General features: G+C 42.8%; 13 protein-coding genes. 4 read left to right on the top strand and 9 right to left on the bottom strand.

The window, feature by feature from the left end:
• Positions 1 to 153: 153 nt before the first annotated feature.
• Positions 154 to 3,600 (top strand): transcription-repair coupling factor, encoded by a 3,447-nt coding sequence (gene mfd, locus B4K11_RS07915; RefSeq protein WP_292956386.1) that lies wholly within the window; start codon positions 154 to 156, stop codon positions 3,598 to 3,600.
• The gene (locus B4K11_RS07910) at positions 3,597 to 4,319 is read left to right on the top strand and encodes a CsiV family protein (RefSeq protein WP_292956383.1); all 723 of its coding nucleotides are present in this window, start codon (positions 3,597 to 3,599) and stop codon (positions 4,317 to 4,319) included. Before mfd ends, B4K11_RS07910 begins: the two co-directional genes overlap by 4 nt.
• 173 nt (positions 4,320 to 4,492) lie before the next feature.
• Here the strand turns inward: B4K11_RS07910 and B4K11_RS07905 are convergent, their stop codons facing one another.
• The 5 genes from B4K11_RS07905 to sohB form a co-directional block, all read right to left on the bottom strand.
• Positions 4,493 to 5,638, bottom strand: a complete 1,146-nt coding sequence (locus tag B4K11_RS07905) for a mechanosensitive ion channel family protein (protein WP_414689255.1) — start codon at positions 5,636 to 5,638, stop codon at positions 4,493 to 4,495.
• Positions 5,635 to 6,639, bottom strand: a complete 1,005-nt coding sequence (gene nagZ / locus B4K11_RS07900; protein WP_292956380.1) for a beta-N-acetylhexosaminidase — start codon at positions 6,637 to 6,639, stop codon at positions 5,635 to 5,637. The genes B4K11_RS07905 and nagZ overlap by 4 nt, the downstream gene beginning before the upstream one ends.
• A 13-nt stretch (positions 6,640 to 6,652) precedes the next feature.
• On the bottom strand, positions 6,653 to 7,132 hold the full coding sequence (locus tag B4K11_RS07895) for a L,D-transpeptidase (protein ID WP_292956378.1): 480 nt from the start codon (positions 7,130 to 7,132) through the stop codon (positions 6,653 to 6,655).
• 5 nt (positions 7,133 to 7,137) lie between these two features.
• On the bottom strand, positions 7,138 to 7,797 hold the full coding sequence (locus tag B4K11_RS07890) for a TetR/AcrR family transcriptional regulator (RefSeq protein WP_292956375.1): 660 nt from the start codon (positions 7,795 to 7,797) through the stop codon (positions 7,138 to 7,140).
• A 155-nt stretch (positions 7,798 to 7,952) separates the two neighbouring features.
• A complete protein-coding gene (gene sohB, locus B4K11_RS07885; RefSeq protein ID WP_292956372.1) occupies positions 7,953 to 9,014 on the bottom strand; it encodes a protease SohB in 1,062 nt (353 codons plus the stop codon).
• Between the two features lie 90 nt (positions 9,015 to 9,104).
• Between sohB and B4K11_RS07880 the strand changes: the two genes are divergently transcribed.
• Entirely contained in the window at positions 9,105 to 9,440 is a 336-nt protein-coding gene (locus tag B4K11_RS07880) for an SCP2 sterol-binding domain-containing protein (protein WP_292956369.1), read from the top strand.
• On the opposite strand, the gene nudC is transcribed toward B4K11_RS07880, so the two are convergent.
• The 4 genes from nudC to B4K11_RS07860 form a co-directional block, all read right to left on the bottom strand.
• Positions 9,414 to 10,265: an NAD(+) diphosphatase gene (gene nudC / locus B4K11_RS07875; RefSeq protein ID WP_292956367.1), complete on the bottom strand. Its 852-nt coding sequence runs from the start codon at positions 10,263 to 10,265 to the stop codon at positions 9,414 to 9,416. The two genes, B4K11_RS07880 and nudC, sit on opposite strands and share 27 nt — an antisense overlap.
• A 262-nt stretch (positions 10,266 to 10,527) precedes the next feature.
• Positions 10,528 to 11,241, bottom strand: a complete 714-nt coding sequence (gene dnaQ, locus B4K11_RS07870; protein ID WP_292956364.1) for a DNA polymerase III subunit epsilon — start codon at positions 11,239 to 11,241, stop codon at positions 10,528 to 10,530.
• A complete protein-coding gene (rnhA, locus tag B4K11_RS07865; protein WP_292956361.1) occupies positions 11,241 to 11,678 on the bottom strand; it encodes a ribonuclease HI in 438 nt (145 codons plus the stop codon). Before rnhA ends, dnaQ begins: the two co-directional genes overlap by 1 nt.
• Positions 11,665 to 12,447: a class I SAM-dependent methyltransferase gene (locus B4K11_RS07860; protein WP_292956358.1), complete on the bottom strand. Its 783-nt coding sequence runs from the start codon at positions 12,445 to 12,447 to the stop codon at positions 11,665 to 11,667. The genes rnhA and B4K11_RS07860 overlap by 14 nt, the downstream gene beginning before the upstream one ends.
• A gap of 93 nt (positions 12,448 to 12,540) precedes the next feature.
• Here B4K11_RS07860 and gloB point away from each other — a divergent pair, with 93 nt between their 5' ends.
• Positions 12,541 to 13,353 carry a hydroxyacylglutathione hydrolase gene (gene gloB, locus B4K11_RS07855; RefSeq protein WP_292956355.1) on the top strand — a complete coding sequence of 271 codons (813 nt, stop codon included), beginning with the start codon at positions 12,541 to 12,543 and terminating at the stop codon, positions 13,351 to 13,353.
• The last annotated feature ends 15 nt before the right edge of the window (positions 13,354 to 13,368 follow it).

The following is a 13,368-nucleotide window of genomic DNA, read 5'->3' as shown; positions in this document are numbered from 1 at the left end:
AACAGCCATTGAGCAAATGCAGCACAATATACTTTGGACCCATTAGCTTAAATTTTATTATCACTGACTTTAAGGATCCAAACCCTATCATTTATACCCACAGCCGCTAAACTATGCCGCCATAATCTTTATCATGCGAACAGGAGCATCGCTTTGCTGCAGCTGAAACACCCTCTACCTTCAGGCGCGGGAGACCGCAAACATATCGGGCAGGCCTATGGCGCAGCAGCGGGCTATCTCATTACAAGCGCAGCAGAACAGTACGATGGCGTAACGCTTGTCATTACTAACGACACAAATCAAGCAAACCGCCTATACGATGAAGTCGATTTTTTTAAAGCTTCTGAGCAAGAAATACTTTCTTTCCCTGATTGGGAGACACTCCCCTACGATACTTTTTCTCCCCATCAGGATATTATCTCTGAACGAATTACTACGCTTAATAAACTACCTCACTTAAGCAAAGGCATACTCATAGTTCCATTAAGTACGCTGATGCATAGGACCGCGCCTACCGATTTCATATCTGCAAACTGCTTTGACCTTAAAGTAGGCGATAAGATTAATGTAGAGCACTTAAGAAAGCAGCTGTCTGATGCGGGTTACCATGCCGTAGATTCAGTTTTAGAGCATGGTGAATTTACAATACGCGGCTCTATTATTGATCTATACCCAACGGGAAGCGAACTGCCTTTCCGTATTGAGCTTTTCGATGATGAGATAGAGACACTCAGAACATTCAATACAGAAACACAGATATCAATCGAACAAATCACTCATATCAACTTACTACCAGCAAAAGAGTTTCCGTTTGATAAGCGCGCTATTAGCGGCTTCAAATCGAGATGGCGTGAACAGTTCGATGTTGATTACCGCCAGTGCCCTATCTATAACAATATTAATGATGGACTAGCATCACCCGGCATTGAGTATTATCTACCGCTATTCTTTGACGAATGCAGCTCTTTGTTCGAATCATTACCTGATAATACCCAAATAATCGTTAACGATGGCCTCGAAACGGCTGCCGATCAGTTTTCTCAAGAGGTGAGCGAACGATATGAGCAACGCAGACATGATATTACCAATCCTGTCTTAGCACCTCAGTCATTGTTCCTCTCTACGAGCGATCTATTCGCCTCGCTGAAAGAGTATGGACGACTAACCCTGCATTCTGAAACATTAGAAGAAAAAGCAGGTCGTACAAATATTAATTGCATTGAGCCACCTCAGCTTCCAGTAGACTCTCAACTGAAAGAGCCGCTTACAGCACTTAAAGGTTTTTTGGCCGAGCGTGATGGAGCCGTTCTATTCTGCGCTGAGTCAGCCGGTCGTCGTGAAGCGTTATTAGAACTACTATCACGCATCAACTTAAAACCAACACTGGTAAAAAACTGGTCTGAATTCTCAGCCTCACCTCATGATCTTGCTATTACCGAATTCCCACTTGAGCAAGGCGCGTCCATTCCTGGCGAGTTCCATTTAATCACAGAAACTCAGTTATTTGGCCACCAAGTTTTTCAGCGTCGTCGCCGCTCCAAAGAACAAGAGCAAAACGATCAGGTTATTAAGAACCTATCGGAATTGAATACGGGCTCCCCTGTTGTTCACTTAGATCACGGTGTAGGTCGCTACCTTGGCCTACAGACAATCGAGCTTGAAGGCCAAGCAAATGAGTTCCTTACACTTGAATATGCGGATAACGCAAAGCTCTACGTACCTGTTTCTTCGCTGCACCTTATTAGTCGTTACACAGGTGCCGGCGATGAGCATGCCCCGTTACACCGCCTAGGTACGGAACAATGGAGCAAAGCCAAGCGAAAAGCGGCAGAAAAAGCACGCGATGCTGCCGCTGAACTACTTGATATCTATGCAAGAAGAGCCGCCCGAAAAGGGTTTAAATTTAGCAAGCCAGATGAAGAATACCTTCAATTTTCTGCATCCTTCCCGTTCGAAGAGACACCCGACCAAGCCGCAGCGATCGGCAACGTTATACGCGACATGACAGCTCCACAACCAATGGATCGACTTGTTTGTGGCGATGTAGGCTTTGGTAAAACTGAAGTAGCTATGCGAGCAGCCTTTGTTGCTGTTCAAAGTGGCAAGCAGGTTGTCATCCTCGTCCCTACAACACTATTAGCATCGCAACACCACCAGAACTTTCAGGATAGATTTGCCGATTGGCCGGTTAACATTGAACTTATCTCACGCTTCCGTAGCGGGAAACAGCAAGATAGCACCGCCAAGAAACTAGAAGATGGCAGCGTCGATATCGTCATAGGCACACACAAGCTACTAAGCGGCGGCATCAATTTTAAGAATTTAGGCCTAGTGATTATTGATGAAGAACATCGATTTGGTGTTCAGCAAAAAGAGCGCCTAAAATCGTTACGCGCTGAAGTAGACATCCTTACATTAACCGCTACGCCTATTCCTAGAACATTGAACATGGCCATGTCTGGAATACGTGACCTATCAATCATTGCCACACCGCCAGCCAAACGTTTATCCGTTAAAACCTTTGTTAGACACAGTGAAACCACACTTGTAAAAGAGGCCATTCTGCGTGAACTTCTGCGTGGCGGGCAGATTTATTATCTACACAATGAAGTTAAAACAATCGAAAAAGCGGCCGAAGAACTTCGCGAACTGGTTCCTGAAGCTCGGATAGGCATCGGCCACGGCCAGATGCGCGAGCGTGAATTAGAACAGGTCATGTCTGATTTCTACCATAAGCGCTTCAATATTCTCCTATGTACGACAATCGTCGAGACAGGCATTGACGTACCTAACGCCAATACAATGATCATTGATCGTGCCGACAAATTTGGGTTAGCGCAACTTCACCAACTTCGCGGCAGGGTTGGCCGCTCTCATCACCAGGCTTATGCCTACCTTTTAACACCCAACAAAAAATCGATGACCAAAGATGCTATCAAACGACTAGACGCCATTGAATCTGCCAATGACTTAGGTGCCGGTTTTACCTTAGCAACGCATGACCTCGAGATCCGAGGCGCAGGCGAGCTACTAGGCGAAGAGCAAAGCGGCCAGATGCAGACTGTTGGCTTTTCCCTCTTTATGGAGATGCTTGAACAAGCAGTCGAGTCGATCAAAGAAGGTAAAACACCCAATATGGACCAACCCCTAAAGCAAGGGGTTGAAGTAAACCTCCACCTATCTGCGCTCATTCCTGATGACTACCTGCCCGATGTGCACAGCCGTCTTATTATTTATAAGCGTATTGCCAATGCTTCATCCTCCAAAGAACTCAAGGAACTGCAGATAGAGATGATAGACCGATTTGGCCTTTTACCCGAGTCTGTTAAAAACCTATTTCACACGACTGAACTAAAACTACGTGCAGAAACCATGAACATTGTTAAAATTGATGCTGGGCCAGCATCAGGACGCATTGAATTTGGTGCTGACGCTATAGTAGACCCATTAACACTGGTTAAAATGGTTCAAAGCAAACCCCAAACCTTTAAACTTGAAGGCGCAGATAAACTACGTTTCAGCCTAAACATGGAGAAGACCGAAGATCGCTTTAAAGCTATTGAACGCCTATTAAGCGACTTGGCAGTTAAAACATCATGATGAAATTTTGTATAAGTTTACTTCTCAGCACCTTGATTCTATCCAGCCCTGCCACTTACGCAGCAAGTTGGTACAAAGTTGAAGTTGTAGTTTTTGCTAACCAAAACAGTAGCGCATTAACGGACGAATTTTGGCCTGAGAGTCTTGAGATACCCAGCCCAAGCAATGCTATTGCATTGAAAGCAAGAAATGCTGAAGGCAGTGCATACAAAAAACTTTCTGGCGATGCGCTTAGTCTTCATGGCGCAAAGAAAAGACTTAATAATTCTGGTGCATACCGTGTGCTTTTCCACGAAGGCTGGATGCAACCTGTTCGCCATACACAGAATCCACGCCCTATTCGAATCACCGGCGGCAACATCTTAGATAACGGCATGTACGAACTTGATGGACATATTGCTGTTGGCCGAGGCACTTACCTTCATTTCAGACCAAATCTATTTTTAAGTAAGCAATTAACGGCCGATCAAACCGCTATGCTAAAACAAGCAAGCTCCAACACCCCTATAAATGAAACAGAAGAAAATAGCGCCGCATCATTACTGACCATGCAAGCGTCAAGCGATGCTGAAAGCAGCCTAGATCAGAATATATTGATGGACATCCCTGAAATACTGACCGTTAATCTAGACCAAGCAAGGCGCATGAAATCAAAAGAACTTCATTTCATCGACCACCCATTAATGGGCATCCTAGTAGAAATCAAACCTGTTAACTGATTATTTCTAGAGATAAATAACTGGAGCTAGACATGACTGTTCATGCTTAGCTCCAGCTCATATAAAGCTCCCGAAAAACCGCACCATCTCTATATAAAAAACCAGCTATTGATCTAACTATCCCGGCATAAAAAAAAGCCCCGCTTTAACGAGGCTTAGTTTAAGTAATTAATCTATCTCTGATCGACCAATTCTGGCACACCCTCAATAGCAGTCCCCTGCAACTCAGGAGACGCAGATCCAGCAAGATGAACAGTTGTTGTAGGGAAAGCAAACTCAGCCCCCTGCTCCTCAATAATGTTCATAATCCTAACCATGACATCCTGCTTAATCTCATGAAATAGAACCCAGTTTGTTGTCTTCGTGAAGGTATAAATAAAGAAATCTAAGGAAGAAGGACCAAAACGATTTAAATTTACAATCAAGGTTTGATTAGTGTCGATCTCAGGATGCTCAAGCAGCATCGCCTTCACAGCCTCGATGATTTTAGTCACCTGTGCGGCATCATTATAACGAACACCTACATATTCATAGATACGACGATTCGTCATCCTAGAAGGATTTTCTACCGATATGTTCGCAAAGGTCGCATTCGGCACATACAGAGGCCGCTTATCAAACGTACGAATACGCGTTTGACGCCAGCCAATATCTTCTACCGTGCCTTCTATTTGCTTATCAGGCGAACGAATCCAGTCACCCACTTTAAACGGGCGATCCAGATATATCATTAAGCCACCGAAGAAATTCGCCAAGATATCTTTTGCTGCAAAGCCAACAGCAATACCACCAATACCACCAAAAGCCAAAATACCAGAGATACTGTAGCCATAGTTTTGCATAACAATTAGCAGAATAATGATTGTCACAATCAAACGCAGAAGCCGCCCTAACGCTCCCACCGTGGTGGGATCCATCGGCTTCTTCATGCGATCAGGCATGACCAGAACTTGCTCTAAACGCTTAAGAAAACGTAAACAGGTCCAAGCAAGCAAAACAATCAAAACCGACCGAGGCAGTGGGCTGTCCTGGGCCAAAACCTCCAAACCTAAATGCTGCTGGAAAACCTGAATTAGCAAATAACCTGTAGTTAGCCAAATCAAAAACAGAAAAGGCTTACCAACAGATTCTAAAATCACATCGTCCCATAGGTTTAATGTTTTCTCTGACTGCAGGACAAGCTTACTAAGCACAAGCCTAGAAGCGATATCAACAACAACCGCCACAACACAGATTAACCCAGACAATAGAATCCAAGCGGAATCGCTATACTCTGGAAGGTTTTCAGACAACCACTGATTTAAAAGCTCTATAATCATTTATCCATCAACTCTTTAGCTAAATCACGCGACAATGATAGACGCGCCTCATCTACGACCCACTCTTTTCCTTTAAGGGCAGATATCCCCTCTAATGGCAAACAGCGAATAGCCTCCAGGTGAGATAATACTTCTTTTGTGCCTACTCTATCATTACAACACAGCAATGCCTGACAACCAGCCCCTATAGACTTTTCAGCCCTCTGAGCATAACCACCAGCACTGTGTGCAGCTTTCATGCTTAGATCATCACTAAAAACAATGCCTTTAAAACCCAGCTTATCTCTAAGCACATCCTGCATCCAAAAAGCAGAATAACCAGCAGGAGAAGGGTCACAGCTTGGATACAATACATGCGCAAACATCATTGCTTGCATCCCATTATCTATCGCCTTTATGAAAGGCAATAGATCCTCTGACAACAACTGCTCAAATTCACGTTCATCAACAGCATCATTAAGATGCGTATCAGCATTTGCCCAACCATGCCCAGGAAAGTGCTTACCCGTAGCCGCCATACCAGCACCAGCCATTCCTTGAATATAGGCTTCAGATAAAGCAGCAACCTGCTCAATAGAGGTGGCAAACGCTCGGTTTCCAATAACCGTATTTCGGTCATAATCAATATCCAAAACAGGCGCAAAGCTTAAATCTATATCCAGCATTCTCATTTCAGCAGCCATTAAATAGCCAAGCTGTGACGCTGCCTCTAATCCTTGATCCCTGTTTTGCTCATAAATCCCTTTTAGGCTTTGCACAGGAGGCAAAAGAGTCACCCCCTCTTTTAAGCGCTGAACTCTTCCGCCCTCTTGATCGATACTAATAATACAGTCAGGCGAAACAAGCCGAATACTTTTAACCAGCTGCTCTACTTGCAAAGCAGATTGAGTATTACGACCAAACAGAATAACCCCTCCAATGAGAGGATGCTGCAATAACTCAACCTCATCCGGTGTAAGCTCAACGCCATCGAGATCAAGAAAAAGGGTTGCTTCAGTCATTACTCATACCTATTTATTCTTTAATATCCACACGAGTGCCGGATTCAACAAGATTAAATACTTCAATAAGATCAGAGTTACGCATACGTACGCAACCATGTGAAAGGGGTACACCCATGGGCTCAGAATCCGGCGTACCATGAATATAGATATAGCGCTGCATACTATCACGATCACCAAGACGGTTAACCCCGGGCTCTAAACCAGATAACCAAAGTATGCGTGTTAGAATCCAATCACGATTAGGAAACGCTTTTGCCAACTCCTGCGAATAAATTTCACCGGTAAAACGGCGACCCACCATAACTGCATTCAGAGGTAAACCATCGCCAATTTTGGCTCGTATACAATGCTGGCCGCGTGGCGTGCATCCGGTATTAGCTAACTCACCGGCACCGTTTAAAGCGGTAGAAATATCATATTGTTTGATGAGGTGCTCACCATCCAATATGGAGAGACGCTGAAGAGATATAGAGATTAGCAGATGTACCATAAAAACTATAAGCGGCAGAAAAAGGTTTTATCAGAACGCGCCTGCAAACCTGCAGATAAAACGGGAATCATCCGGTGTAGAATCTTTTCTACTTCAGCCCCGCTTTGGTAGGTCTTTTTCTCTAACGCCCTAAGCGTATGAAAGTTAGACAGTGTAAAAGTGATACTGCCGAGTAGGAAATGCAGACGCCAAAAGAACTCATCATCTTCCATTGGTGCTGAGTCCTGACGGGTCAAATGTATGAAGGGGTGAAGCTTTTCACCATAGCGACTCATGATAAATTCACGAAGCTCGCCCTGATTTTGCATGTAGGACAATTCAAGCAGACGCATAAAAACTGCGAGTGCGTTCACATTATTACTGTGAACAACAAGAAATGCTCTCATCAGCATTTCCAACAACTCATCCAAAGTTATCTGCCCCGCATCCGAGACCGAGCCACGTTGCGCCAACATATCTTCGAGTTCAGCGCACAATGGCGTTAAAGTTTTTTCAGCAACCGCTTGGATAAGCCCTTTTTTAGAGCCGAAATGATAGTTGATAGCCGCCAAATTCACTTTGGCACTGCTTGTGATCTGACGCACAGTCGTTTCAGTAAACCCCTGTTCAGCAAACAACACCTCTGCAGCATTAACAATACTTGCAGATGTTCCCTTATGATTCATCAGATCTCCAAACTAGCGTTTAAAACAGATATAAACAAATTATAACTTCAACTTCCATTAATAAATCAAGTAATTAGTATGATTTATATAAGTATTACCGCTAACAATAGAACAGAAACTGAACAGCACAGTTTATTCAAATGGTTCCTAATAAACTAACGGCTCCAGATTTTAGACTGCGTTAAACGCCCCCACCACCTTAGCAATACCTTATCGCTAGATGAAACAGCAAGTTGCGAAATCTTTTCTTGGAATGACTTCTTCTCTTCATAACGAACAATAAAGATATCTGCATCATTTGCAGCATCCATCATGTATTCATCAGATGTTTTAAGCTCATCTACCAAGTTAACCTCTAAGGCTTGCTTACCAAACCAAATCTCGCCGGTAGCCACTTTGTTAATATCGACAGACTGGCGATATTCATGAACAAAATTCTTAAACAGCTCATGAGTTTCCTCTAGCTCTTCAACAAACTTCTCACGACCTTTATCTGTATTTTCACCGAACACTGTGAGAGTACGTTTGTATTCACCCGCTGTAAGCACTTCATAATCAATATCATTTTTCTTCAAAAGCTTATGGAAATTAGGTAACTGAGCGATAACACCGATCGAACCGACAATAGCAAAAGGTGCAGCTAGCAACTTATCTGCTAAACAGGCCATCATATATCCGCCGCTGGCAGCAACACGATCAACACAGATAGTTAAAGGGATCTCTTTACGCTTAATGCGCTCTATCTGAGAAGATGCTAAACCGTATTCATGCACCATACCCCCTGGACTCTCTAGGCGAATAAGCACTTCATCTTGTTTCTCAGCCATAAGAAGTACTGCTGAGATCTCTTGGCGCAATGGCTCAACTTCACTTGCTTTAATATCACCATCAAAATCCAATACATAAAGACGTTTACGGCGTGGCGCGTCAGCCTTAGGAGGATTTTTCTTTAGCGCTTTTTTCTCTTCCTTCTCCTTTTTCTTTTCTTCCTTATGCATGGCCTTTAGCTGAGCGCTATCTAAGATAGAGTCTTCCAATGCTTCTTTCATTTCCAACAATTCTTCGTTGTAATGAATTACCTCAATATCACCCTGTTTACTATCTTTTTTAGAACGGGAAGATACAACCGCAATACCTGCTACGACAGTAATAATTGCCAATACAATTGTCACAGATTTCGCTAAAAACAGACTGTACTCACTCAGAAACTCGATCACTGAGAAAACTCCGGATTAAACTATAAGAAGGAAGTCCGGTAATGTATCATAAATCAAACATTTACCCACCCAGTTTGAGATACCGTTTAGATGAACACCAACATATCCGTTGCGAAAGTTATCGAGAAGCTTCCAAGTCGCTTTGTAGCAGCGAATGCCAAAGACGTCACGGCTACATTTCAATTTGTATTAGAGGATGAGCAAGATTTCTATATCTCTATAGCAGACGGCCAGTGCAATATAGGTGAAGGGGAACATCCAGATCCAAATCTAACTTTAATCATGGATGCAGAAACAATGATTGAAGTTATTACTGGAAAAAAGGACGGCATGAGCGCTTTTATGAGTGGCAAACTAAGGGCCGAAGGCAATGTCATTCTTGCAACACAACTTGGAAAGCTATTTAGCCGAGAAAAACAAACCTGAATCGTCTAATTCAATACCCTGAGTTAATAAAAAGCGGTCGATCAACCTCCTGGCAATAGTAAACTTCGGAGGGATCGTAGGCAGCTCGTCCGCTTTAAACCAACCCGCATCTAATATCTCAACACCATCAGGTATAAGCTCACCGTCATCATACTCAGCCATAAAACCCAACATGAAAGAGTGTGGAAAAGGCCATGACTGACTAAAACAGTACTCAATATTTTTTACTGTAATACCAACCTCTTCTTTAACCTCCCTTGAAACTGCATGTTCGGCACTTTCTCCCGCTTCGATAAAACCTGCTAACGTACTGTACCTTCCTGATGCAAATTTACTGCTATGTGCGAGTAAGCAATGATCACCTTTTCTAACCAACACAATAATACAAGGAGATATTCTAGGATATTGCTGATGAGAACAATTGCCACACTCTTTCGCCAACTCCGTTGAATGCGCTGTTAAAACATCGCTACAGCGAGGGCAATATTTAAAGGAATAATGCCAAGTTACAATCTGAGAGGCTGAAGATAGCATCATATACACCTCTTCATTATCAACACCCCCAAACATAGCCCTTAAATTACATAATTCAGAAGAATCGAAAGCTATCGGAAATAGGTCGCCTGATGCGATCACGATTCGATAATTTTCTTCTTGAAACAAGCTCAGCGGGTAATGTGCTTCAATTTTTAAGTGCACTAACTGCTTAGCATCAAAAAAACAAACACCCTGCTCTGTTCCTAATAGCTCCCCATTCACAGAAACCAAATAACGACAACCCGATTCAAGCACAATATCACCTTTGATTTTTCGAATTAAGTTCAATACAAACACTATGAATATGTAATAATTACATATTAATCAAGATGTAAAAAAACCTATACCTAGACTGTAGATTATTCTTTAGGTTAATGCCCCGTACCTCCATCATGAACAGTCATTATTATTGGCCACACCACCCTAACAATGGCGCTACAACTTATACTATTAAAGTCACTAACGTAAAAAGCTCCGCATTTGCGGAGCTTTTATTATCTAAAAAAGTTTATCTAAAAAAATTATAGCCTCAAATCTTAAACATGAGACTTCACATATCAATGGTCTCGCCTTTACTTAACCATACGCACTCACCGCCGCTTTTCTTATCAAGCAGCTTGAGAAAGTCATCATGTAGTTTTTGTTCATCCTCAGGAACAGTCACTATAGGAAGGTCACCAGCTCCTAAAATTCTTTTTATAGCCCCATCATCAGCCCCATCGACTCCAGTAGCCAGAGATAGATTAGTCTGTCCTCCTGTAAGGGCTAAATACACATCAGCAAGGATCTCGGAATCTAATAGAGCTCCATGAAGTTCACGATGGGAGTTATTGATACCGTAACGTTTACATAACGCATCAAGGTTATTTTTTTGACCTGGATGTTTTTTTCGCGCAAGTAGAAGTGAATCGGTTACCGGACAAAAGTGTTCTACTCTTTCTGCAAAATTATTACGCTCAAATTCTGTATCAATAAACCCGATATCAAACGCGGCGTTGTGAATAATTAACTCAGCCCCACGTATAAATTCTACGAATTCAGTGATAATGGTATCGAATTTTGGTTTATCTTCTAGGAACTCATTTGTAATACCATGCACTTGCATGGCTTCTGCATCAATTGCATGATCAGGTTTGATATATTGATGATAAGTGCGCCCCGTTAGACGACGATTAAACATCTCAACACAACCAATCTCAATAATATTATGGCCTTCTGAAGGCTCTAGACCTGTTGTTTCAGTATCAAGAACAATCTGTCGCATTACTTACCTAACTCCTCAACACCTTTATTGGCTAACTGATCTGCTAATTCATTCTCAGGATGGCCACTATGCCCTTTTACCCACTTCCATTCGATACTATGTGGCTGAGTCGCACTGTCCAACCGCTTCCATAGATCTACATTTTTCACAGGCTTTTTTTGCGAATTCATCCAGCCTTTACGCTTCCAGCCTTCAAGCCATTGGGTTATACCTTGCCTTACATACTGGGAATCGGTCGTTATTACAACGTCACAAGGACGGTTTAAAGTTTCTAGAGCAACGATGGCAGCCATGAGCTCCATACGATTATTGGTTGTGTTCTCCTCACCGCCACAGATCTGCTTTTCAGCGCCGTCATAACGCAAAAAAGCGCCCCACCCGCCTGGGCCGGGGTTACCTTTACAAGCACCATCCGTAAATATTTCAACGATGTTCACGATTTTTCCTTAATGTTCCTCGAGTAGATGGCTCTACTACAGGTAATGTAATCAAACGACGCAACCCCCATCCCGAACGTAAAGGCGTCATACCTGCAATATCTTTTCGCGCCAAAACAACAGAAACTGCGCCATGATGACCTGGTAGTTTACGCGCAAGCCCTTGAAAACAAGCGGTACGCTTTCTCCACATAGCTTTTTCAAAGGGCATAGAATAATACCCTGAAAGGTTTTTTAATTCAGTTAATTCAAGCAGTTTTAGCCAGTCGGACAAACGCCTATGACTAATGAAATGTCCGGCCCAAGGAGCAAGGCCACCCTTACGCTTAAATAATCGGTTGATTCCCCAGTAACTGGCAGGGTTAAATCCTACAATAATCAGATGCCCTCCAGGGCGTAATACCCTAGAAGCTTCACGCAAAACTTGGTGGGGATATTCAGTAAAATCAAGAGAGTGATGCAAGACAACAACATCGACACTCTCATGAGCCAAAGGCACTTCAGCAGCTTTAGCCACTATATTATTATCAGTTAGGCCAAGCTCTAATGTAGGCACGACTGAGAAACAGTGTGCAACAGGGCTATCATCATATAATCGAACACGGCAATCCACAGAAAACTGCACAAGATGCATACCGAACAAGGTAGAAACCATAGGTTCAACCAACGCCCTTTCAGCCGCTAACATCTCTTGTCCTAACTCAGAATCAAACCACTGCTTTAACTGAGGTAGAATGCTGACAAGTGGAGGCTGTTTATGAAAGCTCATGACAATTCCAAATTAAAGCTGATTCAATACAATAGAAGCAGTATTATATTTCTTATAGAATTCTGCAAATCAGCGATTACAACGAGATAAGCTATGTTTACCGTCACTCCTATCCCTGCTTTTACTGACAATTACATCTGGGCCATATCAGCAGCAAGCGTATCTAATTCCGGCTCTAATAAAATCGATGCTGAATTTAACAATCCAGTTGCCGTTGTAGATCCAGGCGATGCCGGTGCCGTTGAACGTTACCTTAACGAAAACAAGCTCTCGCTAGCAGCTATCTTAATCACTCATCACCACAATGATCACACAGGTGGTGTAAAAACTCTCGTTGATAGCTATAAAGTTCCGGTCTATGGACCTAAAAACTCTCCCTTCAAAGGGATTACTCACCCCTTAGAAGACAATGATCAGATTGAGCTATTTAATATAGCACTAAGTATACGTGAAATACCTGGGCACACTCTTGATCATATAAGTTATTGTTCGAACACCCCCAAGCCGCAGCTCTTTTGTGGCGATACTTTGTTTCTTGCGGGCTGTGGCCGACTGTTCGAAGGCAGTGCAAAACAGATGCTTAACGCCATGAATTACTTCAAACAACTACCGAAAGAGACCGAAGTTTATTGCACCCACGAGTATTCATTGGGTAACTTAGCTTTTGCGTCTGCTGTCGAACCCAACAATCTGGCTATTAAAAACGCTATACAGCAATGTACTGAATTACGAGAGAGCAACTTACCTACTCTGCCTACTTCAATAGCAACCGAACTTAGCATCAACCCTTTTATGCGCACTTCAATACAATCAGTCATTGATTCCGCATCTAGCTTCGGCAAAAAAAATATTGTTTGCGAAATTGAAGTATTTGCTGCAATAAGAGAATGGAAAAACCAATTCTAATTTTATAAAGCGCAG

This window comes from Neptuniibacter sp. UBA6509, assembly GCA_002435145.1.
GTDB lineage: Bacteria > Pseudomonadota > Gammaproteobacteria > Pseudomonadales > Balneatricaceae > Neptuniibacter.
Note: the sequence above shows the minus strand (reverse complement) of the source record. Positions and strands in the feature narration are given on the sequence as shown.

Coding starts and splice junctions, on each gene's coding strand:
- B4K11_RS07910 (WP_292956383.1), top strand. CDS start 3,597: ATGATGAAATTTTGTATAAGTTTACTTCTCAGCACCTTGATTCTATCC.
- B4K11_RS07905 (WP_414689255.1), bottom strand. CDS start 5,638: ATGATTATAGAGCTTTTAAATCAGTGGTTGTCTGAAAACCTTCCAGAG.
- nagZ (WP_292956380.1), bottom strand. CDS start 6,639: ATGACTGAAGCAACCCTTTTTCTTGATCTCGATGGCGTTGAGCTTACA.
- B4K11_RS07895 (WP_292956378.1), bottom strand. CDS start 7,132: ATGGTACATCTGCTAATCTCTATATCTCTTCAGCGTCTCTCCATATTG.
- B4K11_RS07890 (WP_292956375.1), bottom strand. CDS start 7,797: ATGAATCATAAGGGAACATCTGCAAGTATTGTTAATGCTGCAGAGGTG.
- B4K11_RS07880 (WP_292956369.1), top strand. CDS start 9,105: ATGAACACCAACATATCCGTTGCGAAAGTTATCGAGAAGCTTCCAAGT.
- dnaQ (WP_292956364.1), bottom strand. CDS start 11,241: ATGCGACAGATTGTTCTTGATACTGAAACAACAGGTCTAGAGCCTTCA.
- B4K11_RS07860 (WP_292956358.1), bottom strand. CDS start 12,447: ATGAGCTTTCATAAACAGCCTCCACTTGTCAGCATTCTACCTCAGTTA.
- gloB (WP_292956355.1), top strand. CDS start 12,541: ATGTTTACCGTCACTCCTATCCCTGCTTTTACTGACAATTACATCTGG.